13 protein-coding genes are annotated in these 19,202 nt (G+C 38.9%); 12 read left to right on the plus strand and 1 reads right to left on the minus strand.

What is annotated here, in order from left to right; translation table 11 throughout:
• Position 1: 1 nt before the first annotated feature.
• The 4 genes from LV704_RS00935 to LV704_RS00950 all read left to right on the plus strand — a co-directional run bounded on the left by LV704_RS00935 (position 2) and on the right by LV704_RS00950 (position 3,397).
• Positions 2-844: a hypothetical protein gene (locus LV704_RS00935; RefSeq protein WP_163423474.1), complete on the plus strand. Its 843-nt coding sequence runs from the start codon at positions 2-4 to the stop codon at positions 842-844.
• A gap of 23 nt (positions 845-867) precedes the next feature.
• Positions 868-1,485, plus strand: a complete 618-nt coding sequence (locus tag LV704_RS00940) for a conjugal transfer protein TraK (protein ID WP_163423473.1) — start codon at positions 868-870, stop codon at positions 1,483-1,485.
• Positions 1,486-1,495: 10 nt separating this feature from the next.
• A complete protein-coding gene (gene traM, locus LV704_RS00945; protein WP_163423472.1) occupies positions 1,496-2,437 on the plus strand; it encodes a conjugative transposon protein TraM in 942 nt (313 codons plus the stop codon).
• 138 nt (positions 2,438-2,575) lie between these two features.
• Positions 2,576-3,397 carry a DUF4138 domain-containing protein gene (locus LV704_RS00950; protein ID WP_163423471.1) on the plus strand — a complete coding sequence of 274 codons (822 nt, stop codon included), beginning with the start codon at positions 2,576-2,578 and terminating at the stop codon, positions 3,395-3,397.
• A gap of 38 nt (positions 3,398-3,435) precedes the next feature.
• On the opposite strand, the gene LV704_RS00955 is transcribed toward LV704_RS00950, so the two are convergent.
• Positions 3,436-4,092, minus strand: a complete 657-nt coding sequence (locus LV704_RS00955; protein WP_163423470.1) for a response regulator — start codon at positions 4,090-4,092, stop codon at positions 3,436-3,438.
• Positions 4,093-4,626: 534 nt separating this feature from the next.
• Between LV704_RS00955 and LV704_RS00960 the strand changes: the two genes are divergently transcribed.
• From LV704_RS00960 to LV704_RS00995, 8 genes are read left to right on the plus strand one after another with little or no spacing between them, the layout of a single operon-like run.
• Positions 4,627-6,102 (plus strand): hypothetical protein, encoded by a 1,476-nt coding sequence (locus tag LV704_RS00960; RefSeq protein ID WP_163423469.1) that lies wholly within the window; start codon positions 4,627-4,629, stop codon positions 6,100-6,102.
• Between the two features lie 2 nt (positions 6,103-6,104).
• Positions 6,105-6,650 (plus strand): OmpH family outer membrane protein, encoded by a 546-nt coding sequence (locus LV704_RS00965; RefSeq protein ID WP_163423468.1) that lies wholly within the window; start codon positions 6,105-6,107, stop codon positions 6,648-6,650.
• Positions 6,631-7,257 (plus strand): hypothetical protein, encoded by a 627-nt coding sequence (locus tag LV704_RS00970; RefSeq protein WP_163423467.1) that lies wholly within the window; start codon positions 6,631-6,633, stop codon positions 7,255-7,257. Before LV704_RS00965 ends, LV704_RS00970 begins: the two co-directional genes overlap by 20 nt.
• A 6-nt stretch (positions 7,258-7,263) precedes the next feature.
• Positions 7,264-7,605, plus strand: a complete 342-nt coding sequence (locus tag LV704_RS00975; RefSeq protein ID WP_233782112.1) for a DUF6531 domain-containing protein — start codon at positions 7,264-7,266, stop codon at positions 7,603-7,605.
• A complete protein-coding gene (locus LV704_RS00980) occupies positions 7,554-13,061 on the plus strand; it encodes a hypothetical protein (protein ID WP_233782113.1) in 5,508 nt (1,835 codons plus the stop codon). Before LV704_RS00975 ends, LV704_RS00980 begins: the two co-directional genes overlap by 52 nt.
• Positions 13,039-13,779 (plus strand): hypothetical protein, encoded by a 741-nt coding sequence (locus LV704_RS00985; protein WP_163423465.1) that lies wholly within the window; start codon positions 13,039-13,041, stop codon positions 13,777-13,779. Before LV704_RS00980 ends, LV704_RS00985 begins: the two co-directional genes overlap by 23 nt.
• Positions 13,780-13,783: 4 nt before the next feature.
• Positions 13,784-18,784 (plus strand): hypothetical protein, encoded by a 5,001-nt coding sequence (locus LV704_RS00990; protein ID WP_163423464.1) that lies wholly within the window; start codon positions 13,784-13,786, stop codon positions 18,782-18,784.
• Between the two features lie 11 nt (positions 18,785-18,795).
• Positions 18,796-19,191 carry a hypothetical protein gene (locus LV704_RS00995; RefSeq protein WP_163423463.1) on the plus strand — a complete coding sequence of 132 codons (396 nt, stop codon included), beginning with the start codon at positions 18,796-18,798 and terminating at the stop codon, positions 19,189-19,191.
• The last annotated feature ends 11 nt before the right edge of the window (positions 19,192-19,202 follow it).

A 19,202-nucleotide genomic window follows, 5' to 3' on the forward strand; every position in this document is an offset into this window, starting at 1 on the left:
GATGCAACTGGCTATCCCATTATTAGGAGGATTGGAGTATGTAGACGCTGTCTTTCAGACGATAAAGGACAGCGACTTTCTACAGTATACCATAGTGGGGATGAAAGCCCTGGCCATCCTATTCTTTTTAATTAACATCCTCAAAAAATACAATGAGGGTGTTGCCAATAGGGATGGGTATACCTGGGGATTGACTCCAACAGAATTGATAAAGAATTTCATCGTTGTCATCCTGGTCATCTTTTCCAGTCAGGTATTGGAGGTGTTTGACAACATTTTGGTGGCCATTGAAGGACAGTATCGAAATACGGCTCCAGCATTATTGCCCTTGCAATTGCAAGATGTGGAAATTGAGGAAGACACAGGTGGACTCGAAGCTGCTGGCAAAGGGCTGGCCTTGTTGTTCGAGGCATTAAGTTCCCCTTTGTTTGGCTTGAAATTACTGGCCTTTATTCTGAGCGTATTCCTTTGGTTGCTCGACCTGTTCATTTATCCCTTGTTTCTGGCCGAACGGTTTTTCCTATTGGGGATAATGCAGGCTTTTTTTCCATTGGTGATAAGCCTTGCCGTATTTGAGAAATTTAGGTCGATGGCGTATACCTTTTTCAAATTGTATGCGGCAGTATATATGCTGGTTCCTGCCTTTTTTCTAGTGAATGTGTTTGTCAATGCGCTGTACACGGAGTTTACCACCAATTTTTGGACAAACCTCTTTGGCTTTGATTTCGGGAGCTCATTTTTTGCTCCCATCATAGAATTGGGTACGATTGGCTTTATCGTCTTTTTGAAGTTCAAACTTTACAAGCGCGCCACCTCGTTCACTTTCAAACTATTCAGTGCCTAAGGCACATCTATAAAAAATGAACTATGAAGACACCATATAAAAACATATACGAGGTATTGAAGATGAATCGGTTTATAGTGCTGGCTGTTATTGCAATGGCTTTTCTATCCACCACCATTTCAAGTCTCATATCTTACAAAATGTACAACAAAGCTCTGAACGGTTCTTTTGCCATTGGTAAAAATGGAGAAGTAATTCCCTTGCAATGGGTACAGGAAAAAGAAAATTTAGAGGTGGAAGCTTTAGAGCATTTGCGACTCTTCCATAATTACTTTTATGGGTTGGATGCCACAAATTTTGAAAACCATATTGAAAAAGCACTATGGTTGGGCGATAGCTCCGTCGATAATGTATATCGACAGAAAAAAGCAGATGGGGTTTACAATCGTTTGATGCAGTATTCCTTGGTACAAAAGGTCATCAGCATTGAATCCGAACTAGACCTTACCGCAGAGCCATACCCTTTTAGAACAGTTACCATATTCCAAATTAATAGAGGGTCGGCAATCGACACCTACGAACTGGTCTCCATAGGTAAAGTTTTGCATTTGGAAAAACGAAACTTTCCCAAGAACACCCACGCACTATTGATAACGGATTATTACGAGAACACTTTAAAGAAAGTCGATAATCGACAGTAAAATTAAGATTATGAAATTGGATAAGAAAAAAATAACGTTCATTGCAGTCATCGGAGCAGTGGTCATTTTCATCATCACTTACTCTCTTTTGGCATTTGGTGAAGATGATTCCCAAAAGGAGGAACTACAACAGACACAGGTCCCTGTATTGGAAAACCCTATTGACGATTATACCTCCAGACTGGATGCAGTGGATGATTTAAAAGAAGTCAGGCAAACCAACGCACCCAGTATCTATGATGAAAAGTATCTGGATTCCACAGGCGTTTTTGACCCTGATTTTTTGGAAAAAGAAAAGATACGAATGGTGGATAGCATCTATAACAATAGCCGCATCAATTACACGACGGGTACTCTTCGGGCAACGAATCCTGTTCGGGATAGTGTGGTCAATGCGATAGCTAAGAAACAGAAAACACAAAAAAAGGAAGTCTCGCCATTGGCTATAGAAATTAGCCCAAAAGCATTGGCCTTGGAACAGCAGTTGTTTTTTGCTTCCAATCCCTTGCCTATTGAAGAAACGATAAATGAACCGAGCATTGAGGTAATGATTGATAAGAAGCAGGTCATTAAAGTCAATGACCGATTGCAAATGCGCACCTTGCACAATGTCGAAATTGAGGGCAGGTTGATTCCAAAGAATACCACGCTGTTTGGTATGGTCAGCTTTAAACCCAATCGGGTGTTGTTACAAATCGAAAACATTGATAACGTTCCACTGTCTTTTAAGGCGTATGATTTTAGGGATAGGTTGGAAGGAATCTATGTCAAAAACAGTTTTCGGGAAGAATTACGGCAACAAGTGCTGGGAGATGTAGTAGATGATATCAATGTACCTGGTGTGCCTCAGGTCACGGGATTCAAAAGGTTGTTCCAACGCTCAAACCGACAGGTAAAAGTAACGGTGAACCCTAATTATAAACTCATAATAAAAGTCGATGCACAACAATAAAAATATAGGATATGAAATGAGCATAAATTTTTTCATTAAGAAGTTCAACTATCTGGATGAAGAAAATTTTTGCGAATTACTTAATGTCTTAAAATTTTTAAGACGTTGAATATTATAGATTTAAAAAAAATTAAACAGATGAAAAAGATACTGATACTGTTAAGCTTGGGTCTGTTTTACCCAGTTCACGCAACAAATACACAAATATTGGATACTATTTACGCCAATTCAACAATGACAATGGCCTTGTTCTTTCCCTCAGATATAAAGCAGGGCATTACAGGTTCAGAACATTTTGTGTTCACCTATAATCGCGAAAAAGAACAAAATTTAGGACTATTGAAAGCCGTAAAAGGCCCCCCTAGTAATTTATTGGTGATTACTACGGATGGAAAAGTATACTCTTATATCTTAAGGTATGCAGAGCATCTAGAAAACCCCAATCGTTTTATTTCGGTTCAAGAAAGTATAGGGGATGCCAAAAGGCGCTCAAAAGAGGAAATACAACTGGAGGAAGATATTGATATAAATATTTCGGTCAATGATTCTCCGGAACTATTGCGAAGATCCTGTGAATCATTATTGAATCTTCCTGAAGAAAAACATATCAGAAAGAAAGAGGGAGAGATTGTTCTGACCCTAAAGAACCTTAAGTATCACGGCGATAATGTATTTCTACAGTTTGAGATTGAAAACAAATCAGGCATGCGCTTTGATTTCGACTACCTTAAAATCTACAAGGTAAACGGCAATAAAAAGCGTAACGCTTCTTATCAAGAACTCCCGTTAGAACCTGTATATGTGCACAATAAACCTTCACAAATAATCCCGAATACAAAGGTCAGAATGGTTTATGTAGTGCCTAAATTCACCATCGCAAAAAATGAGAAAATAGTAGTTCGATTAAAAGAATTGCATACCTCCCGAGGAGTAAATTTGATAAAGAAGAAATTTAATTAAAAGAGGCTATGCCAATACAATAAATGTGCAATCATGTCCTAAATAAACCCTTTCTTCCGGGCAACCTCCAGAAGATCTTTGGTATTTCCATTCGGAACCCCTAGCAAAGCTTTTATCCGTTTCTTTCTGCGTTCGATTGTTGGCATGGATAATTGGATGTGTTCAGGTAAATCCTTCATTCTATATCCTTGGGAAAGGTGGTATAAAATTTTCCTGTTTGAAGAATCAATATAGATCTTTTCGAAATCTTCAGGATATAACAAATCTTTGATTTTTTCACTGTAATACGTTCCATTTTGCAATACTTTATTTACAGCTATTTTCAATACGTTTGCACTAATATCCGATTTTATTAGAAAACCCTCAGGTTTTAGTGTGTTGAAAATGTTAGAGATTCGCTGTACATAATTTAAACCCGTATGTACTATAATCTTAGTCTTTGGGTATTTTTTTCTAATCAAAAAACCTAAGTCTTCTCCAGACGTAACTTGTTTATCCTTGGAAGCCGGGAGGCTTATATCAAGTAATACCACATCAAAGAACAATTCTTCCGGTACATTCATAATTTCGATTACCTGGTCACAATTCGTGGCACCCTGTACTTCATTGGATAATGCAATTTTCTGGTTTTCTAAAATAAGTTTGTACCCTCTTATAGTAATGGGATGGTCGTCAATGATTAAAATATGGGGCATTATAGTCGTTTGTAAGGTTAAGCATCCTATATAACGTTCATCTCTTTCAAATGTTTTGCTAAATGACACGTTTTTAATCGATTCGAAAATTCCAAATGAACCAACGTTTTGCTTTTTCTACAAAATAAATTACCTGTAAACTCAAGATTGAAAAAAGAAGAAATCCATGTGTTTAGTTTAAAAATGTAGGATTCTTCTACAATATGATGGAAAACCCATCATCCAATCCATTTTTTAGTAAAACCCAAAAGTGTGCATTACATCGCGAAAACAATACTGCTTACCGAAACTGAATGCATTACATGGGAAAATTCTACCATTTCACCGAATGTCGTTTGTTCTCAAATTTCCTGTTTGACAGATTTGTAACAACAACTAAAAAACCAAAATGATTATGACACTTAAGATATTTCAACAATTGAAATTTCAGATGTAATTCTTAAAGACAGATTGTTTTCTTCTATCTGAGTAATTCAATTTGTAGCTATCCCCATTCTACAACTTAAAGCTACTTACTAATTAAATTAAAGATTAATGACTAGAATATATCTATGCCTGATATTGGCCTGTGCATTCTCATTTCAAACCCAAGCTCAACAGAATGGGCGTTTGGATACTGATTCCGATGGAGTTATTGACAAAAGAGACGTTGATGACGATAATGACGGAATATTGGACCGCCATGAGAATAGGGTTAGAAAGATTCAAATGAAAAATTGGGTGAACCGTGTCAGTGTGAATGCATGGCATAACGACATTTATTTTCGGCGCGGGAACTTAGGATGGAACAACTCGATTAATTCTGCACCTTATACATCCTTTGGGTTTATTAAAAACTATGCGGTTTCATTTAATGCTAAAATTTCCACCGAAGCCATAGTAGGATTCGGTATTGAGGAAAATGGAGTGGGAAAAGAAGATGTTGATTATGGCTTCTTCTTTGACCGGGGCCGATTTAGCATTTATGAAAATGGATTGCCAATAACCAATGAAAAATATTATCGATTCAATGATGAATTTAAGATTGTGTACGAACGGGATGAGTTAAAATTCTACAAGAACGACAGAATTGTTAAAACCATTGATGTTGGTGAGAATATTGGGTTCTATCTAGATACTTCCTTCAAAGGCTCCAACGGGTATTATAGAAAAGCCATTTTTTCAAATTTTCAAATTTTTTCCTCTTTTGGTAATCGCGATATTGATGGCGATGGCATTATCAATAGTAAAGACTTGGATAGTGATGGTGATGGTTGTAACGACGTATTGGAAGCAGGTTTTGAAGACCCAGACAATGATGGTATTTTAGGAGAAGGACCCCCAGTTGTTAATAAATGGGGTAAAGTAATATCATGCGATGGGTATTGGGATGTCAATGACGATTACTTGGACCCAACCACTCAGCCATGTGATACCAATGTCGAAGGTATCACCATTAACACAAAAAACCTTCCTAGTTCCGAATTTGAAGTAATTTTTGGAGACACCACTCTCGGCAATCTTGTCAGCGGCACCGAGGAAAGTGAAGTATTCGTAGAAACCGGCACAAACAATGGTGAAGACATTATACTTCTTTTGAATGTTTCTGCAACTACGAAAAATGCTGCATTGAACCTAAGAATAACTAAAAGTCAGGATACTTATCGAATCGAAGTATTTCAAAATGGCGAATGGTTATTGTTGAGTGAAGAATTCTATGACATCGTTGGAGATACCATAGCATTTACAAACCAAGGAAACTTAACACGTGTCCTTCCATTCAGTGTGAGCTTGGTGAATGGGGTTGAATATGACAGATTAAACCCATTACAATTCAATCTGACCGAAATCATAAGTGTTGAAGGAGGGACTTTGGATATAACAGGTCCTAATGGGTTTTCAACATTGATTCAGCCCGATGTGGCTAACAACAATTTTGTTTGGGACGGGACACAGGCGCAGCCAGGTCTTTATAAATTCAAGATACAGCTACAAAATAAAATTTTTAACGGACAATTCCTGATACTTTAACCATGAAAGAAAAAGTACTTTTTAGTATAGCCGGTGCGCTGGCCCTAGCAACAATATGGCTCTTATTTAGCTTCTCCAAAACAGATGATACCGTAGCAGTGGTTGATTCTCAAAGGGTTTTGGAAGAATACCAGGGTTTTTTGGAAGCAAAGGACTCCTATGAAATCAAAATCAATGACCTCAGCAAAAACTTTAATGAAAAGCGTATGGTCTTTGAATCCAAGACCAAGGAATATGAGATTTTAGAAAATTCTATTTCCAATACAGAAAAGTCAAAAAAACAAGTTGATTTGGCAAAAATGCAACAAGAGTTAATGAAGCTGGGAACAACCATTGAAAACCAGTCGACGGTTGAAGAGACTAAGTTGCTGGAAGCGGTTTACAACAAAATCAACGATTTCATCCAACGCTACGGCAAAGAAGAAGGATATACAGCCATTTTGGGTGCCAATGGACAAGGAAATGTCATGTATGTGGATGAAAGGAATGACATTACACAAGAAGTTATTAATGCTCTAAACAAAGAATATGTTGAAGGGATTAAGTAAAGTATTTGTGTTAGTTACTGGGGCTTTATTGCTCAATGGTTGTAATACATCGGTTACGAGCGAAGCAGCATTCCTACAGTGGCTTGACAATCCGAGTAATGGATTAATCAAGAAGGCTTCTGCCAATGGATTTTCGCTGTCTCTTAAATATCTGCCATCAGAATATTTGGCATATATCGAAATGAAGAAAGGAAACGATGGAAGAAGCCAGCAAGATTTTTTGGATGATTTTAAAGATTCTATGTCCCTCTTGTTTTCTATAGAGCACAATGCCCATGGTATAGACGCAACAAACTATGATGTACAGAATATGGTGGGCTACAAACAACGCATCAATGATTTGAATTTTGAATTAAAGCGACATCTATTCGTCAAGGGACAGGATGGAGAAAAAATAAGCCCTGTCCTGACAACTTTTGAAAACAACTACGAGGTAGGTGGTAAAAAAACATTCTATATAGTTTTTACAAATACCAATGTTGATGAGGAAGAAAACAAATCCATAGACATTGTTTTTGAGGACCCCTTTTTGGATACAGGCATTAGTCACTTCGTATTCAAAAAGAAAAATATTGAAGAAATACCAACACTTGAATTTATAAACTGATACGATATGATTTCTATCTGTAGAAAACACATAAAGGCCGCTGCATATTTTTTATTGTTTGATATGGTTTTAACCATTGCGGTGCCTTCCACAAATGCCATCTACGCGTTGACATCCGGGCCGACCACACCAGAGTTCTCAAGTTTTGAGCCTGTAGCAACTACGAATTTGGTGGACCCGCTTACAGGAAATTTCACCTATAACCTTCCTGTTATACAAATCCCTGGACCTGATGGTGGTGGCTATGCCATGTCCTTGTCCTATCATAGCGGAACCTCACCTGAAGAAGAAGCATCTTGGGTGGGCCATGGCTGGACCTTAAACCCAGGGCCATTAATAAAAATGTAAGGGGATTGCCTGATGAGTATGACAATACCCTGATTGATGTATATAACAAGACCAGACCCAATTGGACCTTAAGTGGTTCTGAAAAATTAAATCTTGAGGTTTTTAGTGCTTCTAAACAAAAACAAGCTAGTTCTGCTGGTAGAAATTTACAATCAGGGTCAGGCTTTGGAGCTTTAAACTTGAGCAAATTTGTAAGATTTAACAATTATCAAGGAGTTGCAAAAACTTCTTCCATCGGCCTATCCAATGGTTTTGGAAGTCTTTCAATGAACCGATCTGTAACAGGCATTACTTTCAGTGCAAATATTAATCCATTATTCATATTTGACAAGAATAGAAAACTTGGAGGAGAGCTGGAACAGGTAAATACTCAAAAAGGCCTTTTACGATTTGACAAGAATGCACTAAAATTTGATAAGGCATCTACCCTAAATACTGCTCAAAATACCGTTCTAGGTACCTTAAGCCCTTTTAGAACCTTTACAGATCAAGGGGTGACAACATCACTTTCAAAACTTAGGGGTTACAATTTTAATGTAAGTTTTGGTGCCCAGGTCAATGCTGCGGTGGCACCAATAGGTATAGAAGGTGGACTTACGGGCACTTTTGCACTTACCGTGACCGAAGAAAAGGAATCTATACCAACATTTGGATATCTAAACACACCATCAGGGATAGGAAATTACCGTTCGGATTACTTTACTGAAAAGGCACAATCTTTCGATCGTCGGGATTATTTTATTGGCATTCCTTTTTCCACACCAGACAACTATATGCTGACAGGAGAAGGGTTATCAGGAGGTTTTAGACCCTATAGAAGTAGCATAGGACATTATTTTCCAGAAAAAATTGACGGTGATGACAACAAAAGACGCACCTATGGTATAGGTATAGAAGGTATGATTGGCACCAATGTTGGTGTGGGTGTGAACTTGGCTTTTGGAAATACCAAATCCTTAATCAAGGATTGGGCCAGAGAGGGAAATACGAACACAAACAGCTTTTCTTTTGACACCGCTGATGACCAGGTTTACCGCTTTTACGGGGATATGGGTGGCAAAATGGAGTATGGCAACAACGACTTGGCAAAAGCTAACCTGACTGCATCACCAAACTTTCCAGGGATTACAACAGTATTTCCCACACTTTCTTCAGATGCAATTTCAGATTTGAACGAAACGGAAGCTAAGAATGCCTCTTATATACAAAAGGAAACATCGGGCTTTAGCATCTACAATGAAGCTGGTTTGAAATACACTTATGATGTAGATATGATGGTAAAGAACACGGCAAGTTTATCTATTGATGTTGATGAAAATGATGACATAGAAGAGAACTATCTAGCATTCAAACAGCTTTACTTAGATAACAATTTTGATATGGATCAATGTGAGCATAAAGTTGTTGTTGGAGATGTAAAAAAAGAAGGTTATGCCGCAACCTCTTTGTTGTCGAGTATAACGACTTCGGATTATGTGGATTTAGGCCCAGGCGGACCTGACGAAGAAGATTTTGGAGGTTGGACAAAATTCGAATATCACAAAAAGTATGGAGATAACAGTGAGTCAGGCAAATGGTATAGATGGCGAATACCTTACAATGGATTGTTCTATTCAAAAAATTCCATATCCGATGTTAAAGACGACACAGGTTTTGTTACTACTGGTGAAAAAGAAATCTATTTCTTGAAAAAAGTAGAGACCAAAACACACGTTGCCTATTTTGTCACCAACAAATCGACTCCAAACCGTTTCGATATTAATCCTTCTGATGAGCAAGCCAAGTTTTTACAAGGCACTAATGTTGATAGGTATGATGGGCTTGCAGCAACTGATTTGAATGGTTCGGAGGACCCCTCAGCGAATAGTGCAGCTTCCAAAAACAATATAGATCAATTGGAATATTTGGAAAAAGTGGTGCTCTTTGCCAAGGATAGACCAGAAGTTCCGCTACAGACCACTAATTTTAAGTATGACTATTCTTTGGTTGGTAATCTTCCCAATAACAGCAATGGAAATTTTCCTGGCAACACAACTTCAGCAGAGAGTGGCAAATTGACACTGAAAAAAGTATGGTCAGAATTTGAAGGGGTCATAGGAGCTCGTATTAGTTCATACAAGTTTGATTATCGATACAAAGAACGAGCGGATTATCCCGATTATTTGGTCACAGAACACCCGGAACTGGACAGTTTCTTTGCTTTGAGTGATCTATACTCTGTAAATGCCCAAAACCCTGACTATGGACCACATTTATTGGACGCATGGGGAGCTAATCAATTCAATGGCAGGGAACGACATCTGAATCTCATTAAATGGCCCTATCAGGGTGACATTCCTGAAAACTCTTTTGATCCCGCTGCATGGCAATTAAAACAAGTGACATTACCGTCGGGCGGGCAAATTTTAGTGGAATATGAGAGTAAGGACTATTCCTATGTCCAAGATCGTAATGTCATGGCTTTGGTGAAACTTTCTCAGGCTGACGATAATTATAATGCTCCAACATATACCTTGGATTTAACGGATATCGGCTATAATTCAGTGGAAGATGCCGACAAGATTGAAGACTTACATCAATATTTAAGAACATACTTTTTAGAGGAGTTTGATGAAACATCGATTCCCGTAAATGGAGGTTTAGCTAATATTTTAGGCAAAGACTTAGGAAACCTAAAGGTTGACAAGCGCATCTATTTCAAGTTGTTGTATGCACTTGAAGGAGCGTTTGCGGATATCGAAAATTGCAGGTCTGAATATATAACTGGTTACGCCAAGGTTCTTGATGTAACATATGACTCCAACAACAATACCATCGCAATTCAATTGGATGGCTCTAGTGATGGGGAAAATCTTGTTGGTGTTGGTTTATTTGATGACCCCGTTCCCGATCAGGGTTATAGACTGACACCTCGTCAAGCATGTTATGATTTCTACACTACCCAGCGATGGGGCAAGTATACGGCCGGTTGCGAAGCTCAACTGGAAAGCAGATATGAAAGGCGCATCAATGAACTGGCGGGCTGTGAGGGTCCTTTGGTCGATAATATTGGAGATGCAGTGGCTATTGCCGAGTTTACAGTGGCAGGTATTGGAGTGGTTTCAGGGCTTTCGGTCAATTCAAGATATCCCGAAAAATCTGAAGTATGTATGGCATTAAACCCTGAATTGTCCTATCTCAAGATTCCAATTAACAAAGCCAAAAGAGGTGACGGTATTCGGGTTAAAAGAGTACTAATGTTCGATAAGGGTATTGAAGATGGTGATGCGGGTATTTACGGCCAAGAATACACCTATGAATTGGAAGACGGTCGCAGTAGCGGTATTGCCACCAATGAACCTAACGAAATGCGTGAGGAAAATGCATTAGTAGGTTTCTTGCCCAAAGACGATCAATCATGGTTGAACCGATTGGTCTCAGGTAAGGATATGGAACAATCTGAAGGTCCTATTGGAGAATCCCTATTACCTTCTCCTTCTGTAAAGCATGCAAGGGTTGTTGTTGAAAATATCCATAAAGGAAAAACAGGTTCAGGGCATACCGTATACGAATTCTATACCTGTAGGGATTACCCTTTTGATAAAGTTTATGATTACTCACAAAATGGCACCAACAATAACCAGTATGATATTGGAACGGCAAAGGCTGTAAGAGGTGTGGATTATTCCGTGCTGCAAGATGATAGCTATGATGACAAACTCCGTATACCTACCCCGGTTTTTAGCTATAGTGTAGACAAGGCATGGGCATCACAAGGGTTTCGATTTGTAATGAATTCCATGGATGGAAAGCCGAAATCTGTTCGCACCTATGGTGGTGATTACGCCACCGGTAATAATAGCTTTATTTCTTCTGGTCAGGACTTTTACTACTATGAACCTGGTGAAAAAGTTCCTATGATGCAAGGTGATGGCACTTATTATTGGGATACTCCTGGTAAGGAAATGGACATTACAATGGAGAAGTTCCAATTGGAAAACCAAAACCTGGATTTCAACTTTGAAATTGATGTCAGTGTCGGTTTGGTATTTCCCCCACCCATATTCGTTTCAGGCTGGCTGCAGTTCAGTTTTAGTGAACAAAAACTAAGTAAATATGCCATATCTAAGGTCATCAAGTATCCCGCTATTCAAAAGAAGGTGGTTTCATATAGCGATAATATTGCATCTGAAACAGAGCATCTTGCTTTTGACAATGCGACAGGGAGGCCTTTGTTGACAAGGACTTTTGATGCTTATCATAATATTCCATTGACTGGTAGCACAGATGTTCATGACGGGGCAATTTACAGTTTGAATCTCCCCGCGCATTGGAATTATGCCCAAATGGGTAGAAAATCTGAAAATTCCAATTATACGAATCAACTATTGGCTAGCTCTGGACAAGTGGTTACCTATGGCTCTGGTGCAAACCCTTTAAATTCATCCAATGGTGAAACCGGAACATGGAATATCAAGACTGATAGGGTTATCTCTTCTGGTGCCAACACCTTTAATACGTTGGCCGGAGTTACTACATGGATCGATGCCAATATCAATGCTATCTATAATTCGTCAGGTGCAACAACCCAATTGGAAAATATATGGCGTTTACACCAAAGCTTTGTATACAAGGATGATACCCAAAAATCGTCAAATAGGAATGCAGCCCTAGGGAAAATTTATGAAGGGGGCATTTTAGATGATTATGTAACCTTTGACTATACTCCTGGTGCCTCCCAAGATGAACGCTGGGTAAAACTGAGCGAGGTGACCAAATACTCTCCCAATGGTAATGCGCTGGAAGAGCAAGATGTGCTGGGAGTATACAGTGCTTCGAAGTTCGGATATAACTTCACTCAACCTGTTATGATAGGGCAAAATGCGCGATATGGCGAAATTTACTTCGAGCATTTTGAAGACAAACAAGGGAGTAGCATCTCTAACATTGTCCAAGGAGTGGGACATTCTGGAAATTATTCCCAAGAAATCACTTCTGGGTCATCAATAATCTCAAATGTTATTGCTCAAGAATTGTTGAGCACAACAGGTGGATGGCTCAAATTTTGGACCAAGTCCCAAGATGAATTGGATACACCAGTTATCACTGTCTCAGGAACGGATTATAACCCAGAGCTAGTGGCTAAAACTGGTGAATGGACCTTGTACCGGGTTTTTATAGATGCAGTATCACTCCCCCAAGGGCAACAGGTGAATATGACATTGGCATTTAATAATGCCAATGCCTATATCGACGATATCAAGTTTAATCCAAAGGAATCACAGACCACGTGTTTTGTCTATGATATAAAATCCTTGCGATTGATTACCCTTTTCGATGACCAACATTTTGGCTTGTATTACCAATACAATAATGAAGGTCAGTTGGTGAGAAAACTCATCGAAACGGAAAGAGGTCTTAAAACAATTACAGAAACCCAATACAATACACCCCGTGAAAATCGCAACAGTCTTTAGGATACCAACTATCATTCTGGCATTAATTCCCTTTTTAGGATGGTCTTATGATACCAATTGCAATACACTGGATTGCAAAGAAAAATTAATGGCCTATTTAAATCAGATGGAAAACATGAATTCCCCAAAAAAAGGGCAGGTATATCATGTTAAGTACAGTATGGAAACCAAATTCAATTCAAATACTGGGGTCGAATCCAGAACAACGGATACCGAAATATTGACCACCGTTGACAAAATTGCTGTGTATGATGACAACATGAGTGTGTTTGGGGATGGGAAAGACATTTTTGTTGTACTCCCAGAACATGGTAAAATTTATTGGAACAATTCGGATCAAAGGATTTTCAATGATGTTAATACGTATAAAAAGTTTCTGGAGATACAGCGTTCCTTATTGCATACCGCCAATGCCATCAATTGTACACATCAGGATAATGGCATGACCCAAATTACAGTAATTCCTGACAAGGATTTTGCCAAACGAACAAAACTTGTAAGTCAGAAAATCACTTATGACCCAAAAACGGGCAGTATTGTGAAAGTACATAACACTTTTAACGCTCAAAGCAAAATCAAGGATCAGAAGATTACATATAAAAAACTTGATTTTAACAGTGCCAAAAAAATCATATCCCCGGTTGCTGCACTTTTCGATCAAAATAAGTTGAAACCGGTCTACAAAGGTTTTCAAATCATAGACAACAGAAAAAATTGATACCATGCGTATAAAAAACTTATTTATCAAGCTAACTGCGATAGCCTGTTTTATAGCCATTCAAGCAGTGGGGGCACAAGAACTGGGCGTTCGCTCAGATCAAACCATGATAGCCATCCCTTCTAATGGAAATGCCACCTCTGGAAGTTTGAATTTCACAACACCTTGTTCAGACTTTTTTGTTAAAAATGGGAAAACATGGGTGAAAATAGATTTGGGGCAACAATATGGTTTTGGAAGTGGCACCGCCGGATTGCTCTTTGATATCAATGTCAATATAGACTTGACTTTAGTCACTTCAGGAGGGACTGATCCCACGATAAATTTTGATGTGAACCTAGACAACCAAAATCCAGAAGGACTTGTCTATCTTGATTTAGAACAATATTTGGATGATACAAATACGGCCACTGGGCTATCCTATCTAACGGAATCAATTAGTAGCGTGACAGCAACAATTAATTCTGCTTCGGATGCAATCGGATCTATTGATTTACAGTCCAATTTACAGATAGGATTATATTATGAACTTGCATATGGGCTTGATGTATCTACCAACGTTGTCACATTGATATCAAATACAGCTTCTATTGGAAACAAAATTGTCGATTTTGATTGGGAGGCGACTTGCGAAGCTCCTAACTATGAATTTCAATTACTTCGTTTATTCAATAAGGATGAAACTTTTGTCGCAGATGAACGCAACATAAGGACCAATGTAGACTGGAGTAAAGCGCTTAGTTTCCAAACCTATAGTTCAGACACACAACTTTCCCTTACCATTGGTGAGGGACAGGGCTTCTATGCGTGGAGGGTGCGGCCTATAGGAACTTTCTATGGTAATGGAATTGAAGATAATGATAACTGGGGGACATGGAATACTTCTGCTTTTGATACTGCCACCTATGAGTTCAGTGATCCAACGGGTGCGGTTGAAACTCTCTTTTTTGAGGACCCGGATGATAACACCAACTATCAATATAGCAGGGTATTTACTGAGGGGAACAAAGTAAGCGAGCAAGCCACCTACGCCACAACTTTAAATCAGGTAAAACAAACCCAGCGCTACTTTCCATCAAAGGATTATAAAATTGTATCTCAAACTATTTTGGATAATTCAGGGAGACCTACCCTTACAACATTGCCCATACCCATAGAAGGAGAACGTATTGATAGGTATAGGAACAATTTTGTTACCACCAATAGTGAATTGTACCGTGCAAAACATTTTGATGAAATATCAAATTATTCGCAACCATCCACTATTGATGCCACAGGAGCTTTTGGGTATTATTCCAGTTTGAACACGGATAGGCGAATTCCAAATTCTGAGGGATATCCATATACACGTGTAATTTTCAGTAACGACGGTACGGATAGGGTCGTTGAGCAATCGGGTGTGGGAAAAACCCATATGCTTGGAGATCAAGCATCAGGACAGGGGCGTACAGTACGGACTTTGTATGGCACACCTACAGAAGAAGAATTGGTTGCATTATTTGGAGATGAGGCTCCAGACCCTGAGCAAGTGGCCAAGGTCATTACCATTGACCCAAATAACACTAAATCTGTTGCTTACATTACCAAAGAAGGCAATACCATAGCAACTGGGCTCACTTTTAGCGAAGATGATACGGTATTGGACAAGATAACTACCGGACCCACGGTTTCTGGTATAACTGACAAAATCACCAACAACACTGCCACAGAAAAAGGATTCAAAGCTTCGAAAAGGATTACCATTTTGGAGGACGCTACAGATTTGAACATCAGTTATACTATTTCTGAGCCTAAAATTGAAGGACTTTGTAACAACCTAGAAATTGAAGCGGATTATCGTTTGAAAATTGAAATTTTCGATGTTGCCAGTGGTACCATTGTTCAAGAATTTGAGGAACCGAGTATTGCGAATCTTTCCAATGACCCAAACAATAATGAAGAGGAGATTACCATTGATTTTGGAACAGTAAGTTTGAATACAGGGTCGTATTACATTCAAAAAACACTGGAGCCAGTTGATGACTTCACGGCAAAATTGGTAAGCAATACCGAAAATACAAGAAAGTTGATAGAACCTTATTTTGCCTGGCTGGTCAATGCGTTGGACGAAATAGACTGTGAAGAGGAAATGCAATACCTCTATAACGATATTTTCTTTTATGGACAAATTTTACACAATCAAAATCTAATAGGTAGTCTAGATAGCAATAACACTTTAAATTTTGATTGTGCTGACTGTTCTACAATTGGTTACCAATTTAGAAGGAAGGATGCGGCCGATCCAGAAGCTACAGATGAATTTTTAGATTTCTATGAACAAAATCCAGGGCTGTACAGTGTTCAAATTATCTATTTTGATGGTAATGATCTGGTATCTATCGATTATTCGCAAACATCGAGTTTAGGAGATATCAAACCTATTGAAGTACGATTTACCACACCCTGTTGTGATTTTAACATTCCTATCGTTTTTACGCCTCCTTTCAAAAAACCGTCTCCTGAAGCCTTAACAGCTTACTTGGGAGATAATGTAGCAGTAAGTCAGCTGAATGGTTCTATTAATTATTTTGACACATCGGCCAATAGTATCAATCCGAACGATGACTTTTTGACCAATACCACGCAAAATTTCACATATCAAGATGATGGAAACGGGAATATTACCATAGTAAATAGGGATGCTTATCCAATGGATTTTGAAGGATATGCTATTTCGATGTTATATGAATGTAAGAGTCTGACAAATACTGGCTATACAAGGGAAATGGCTTCTGAAGAAATATATAATGCCATGCGTGGCTGGCATCGACCTGGATTATTGAACCAAATGGTTTACCACATGGCTACCGACAATTACGGTGCTAGTGGTTGTGCCAACAGGGCGGATGGATCAGACCCGAACGATCCTGCCTCTTTTATAGGGGGTACACCCAACCCGAATATTGGCAAATACAATATTTGTGATATTCCAGAAGCTCCTGTCAGACTTGACGGAGCTCAATATTCCATCAATGAGTTGGCAGAATGTTGGGAACCTTTGGTCATTGAATTGGTCAACCAAATCTGCGTAAATCCATATACAGCAGATATAGATCAAAGTAGCAATGTCGCCCAAAATGTGGATATCCAAGATGGTAATGCTGTAGATGACGCTGTGGATAATATTAGAAGTTGGATTATCCGATGGATTTCCCGTGGAAAAATCAAGCGCAAACTACGAAAGAAGAATGCAAGTACTACCGATGATATCGCAGATGAGGTTGAAAAACTGGACAATAATCTTGTCAAAACCTTTTTGGACTGCACGGGATATGTATTTGCCGATATTCTAGACCCGGACACGCCGTCAAATAACTTTACGGAGTTTGAAAATGATTTTGATACAGACATCGATGATGGGGAATATGACCAAGAGCGCCTGCTAAACAGTGGAGAGGGAGCCAATTGGCAGTATTTCACACTCAATCCAGCAACTCAAAGCAACAATTATGAAGATCCCAATGCAGACCCCAACAATGAGACCACGGGTATTTTAAGGGACCTCTTCCCAAATATCCAAGATCCAGTATATGCATTTAAGTACTACGCTTATAAGGATGGTACCTTTTCTGGTCTTGAGGTTGAGACCTGTTATAGAGATCCGAATATTTGTATAGATGAGAACGGAAACCCAGTACCTTGCTGCGGAGGAACCTTGCAAGATCCTGTCCCCTGTAATTTCTGCGGTATTGGCTATATAACTTGTCCCTATGACAAAAACAGTTGGAGTTGTAATCAACGATTTACCTTCTACGAAATGATAAAAAATTATGACGAGGTCGTTGATTCCGATGCTGGTGTTGTCATCAATTGTGATAATTACTATGAAGCAACGGAATATGTTGTCAATCCTGATTTTGACAGGCTTTTGGATGAGGACGGGGGAAATACTGGTGATTTTGTACTACAATACTTAAATCCGGAGATTCCGTTGGATGCTTTTGTAGACTTACCGTACCTGTCTCGAAGTTTAATTGACACCTATGTTTCCAATAGGACCTTTGAACAATTGCAATCTGCAGGAGGAACTGTGGAGCTAAGGGATATTAATGGAGATACTCAGACCACAGGTATTAGCATCATTGAAAATGATGCCTATGCCATGATGGAGGAATGCAGCTCCAATTGTGACCAGCGTAGGGATGAATTTCGAGAAGAACTCATACGTGCCTTTACCGACCGTTGTTATGAGATTGGAGAATGTAAGATTGACCCTAACGACAACATTATTCCTTATGAAGACATTGAATTAATGGTAGACCAAATTGTCGAGCAGTGTAAATCACAATGCACCATAAGTTCATTCACCTGTTCCGACGAACCTTGTCGCCTACCCACAAGGTCACCATTAGAATTTGGTGGGAGTCCTGAGGCCAGTAATGATTTCAATACATCCTACATTGATTTTGGGGTAAGCGGCCCGATTGTTTCCGGACTTTCAAATCGCGAAAATCAGACTCTTAGAATTATTGACACGAATAACGCTACTGTTGTGGATACTGGTGAAACTGTAACGGCTCAAAACATTTCAGCAACAGGATCCTTGGAAAAATACGAGTACGGCTCTGACCCCTCCATATGGGATGTACGACGTTCGCTGACCTATTCTGAATTTACACGTTGGACCCAGGCCATGGAATGGGATATTGTCCTGGACATACCTAGTAAATGTGATGAATTTGGGAATTACAATGCTTCATTGACATACGATTCCAATGGTCTTCCCATTGAACCTGTGTACCTGTTCAATGAAGAAACGGGACTATATGATATACAACAAAGCTTTTCCATTGCACCCAGTCCATATGTGACCAAGGACAATCCTACCGGACCGGGCGACACTTTTGTAGAACGTGATCAATATATAAAAAGCAATACCACTCCTACGTCAACAAATGACCCTTCATTCAATGATCCTGTGAACTCGCCAGCGGTGGGCATAAAAGTGGAAGTAGACAACAACTAAACAATATAGCCATGAAAAGAATAATTGCAATCATCATACTTTACATTGCCTGTATTGGCATGACCAATGCCCAAGAAGGATCCTTATTTGACTATCAGATACAACGTTTGGATGATCAAAATTATACAATGCAGATGCAACTTTCTGAGAATTCAAATACGCAGTATATACAGATACATTTTTTTGAAAAAGGAGTGGAATTGGTGATATATGAAGCCTCAATTAACAAGAAAAAAGATGGGAACTACTATCTCTATTTTGAGGGGGTGGAAAACCTTGTCTTTCTTGATAACATCACCTTTCAATTCAACCATGATTTTGGAATGCTAAAGGAACCATCGGTAGTGGTAAGATTAATTGATAAGGATTTTAATCAAATAGACACCTACCAGCAAACAATCCAATAAAACCAACTGAA

Origin of the sequence: Flagellimonas sp. CMM7, from assembly GCF_021390195.1 — a bacterium.
Lineage (GTDB): Bacteria > Bacteroidota > Bacteroidia > Flavobacteriales > Flavobacteriaceae > Flagellimonas.

Bases quoted from the DNA above. Each gene is read 5' to 3' on its own strand.
- LV704_RS00935 (WP_163423474.1), top strand. From the start codon at position 2: ATGCAACTGGCTATCCCATTATTAGGAGGATTGGAGTATGTAGACGCT.
- LV704_RS00940 (WP_163423473.1), top strand. From the start codon at position 868: ATGAAGACACCATATAAAAACATATACGAGGTATTGAAGATGAATCGG.
- traM (WP_163423472.1), top strand. From the start codon at position 1,496: ATGAAATTGGATAAGAAAAAAATAACGTTCATTGCAGTCATCGGAGCA.
- LV704_RS00950 (WP_163423471.1), top strand. From the start codon at position 2,576: ATGAAAAAGATACTGATACTGTTAAGCTTGGGTCTGTTTTACCCAGTT.
- LV704_RS00955 (WP_163423470.1), bottom strand. From the start codon at position 4,092: ATGCCCCATATTTTAATCATTGACGACCATCCCATTACTATAAGAGGG.
- LV704_RS00960 (WP_163423469.1), top strand. From the start codon at position 4,627: ATGACTAGAATATATCTATGCCTGATATTGGCCTGTGCATTCTCATTT.
- LV704_RS00965 (WP_163423468.1), top strand. From the start codon at position 6,105: ATGAAAGAAAAAGTACTTTTTAGTATAGCCGGTGCGCTGGCCCTAGCA.
- LV704_RS00970 (WP_163423467.1), top strand. From the start codon at position 6,631: ATGTTGAAGGGATTAAGTAAAGTATTTGTGTTAGTTACTGGGGCTTTA.
- LV704_RS00975 (WP_233782112.1), top strand. From the start codon at position 7,264: ATGATTTCTATCTGTAGAAAACACATAAAGGCCGCTGCATATTTTTTA.
- LV704_RS00990 (WP_163423464.1), top strand. From the start codon at position 13,784: ATGCGTATAAAAAACTTATTTATCAAGCTAACTGCGATAGCCTGTTTT.
- LV704_RS00995 (WP_163423463.1), top strand. From the start codon at position 18,796: ATGAAAAGAATAATTGCAATCATCATACTTTACATTGCCTGTATTGGC.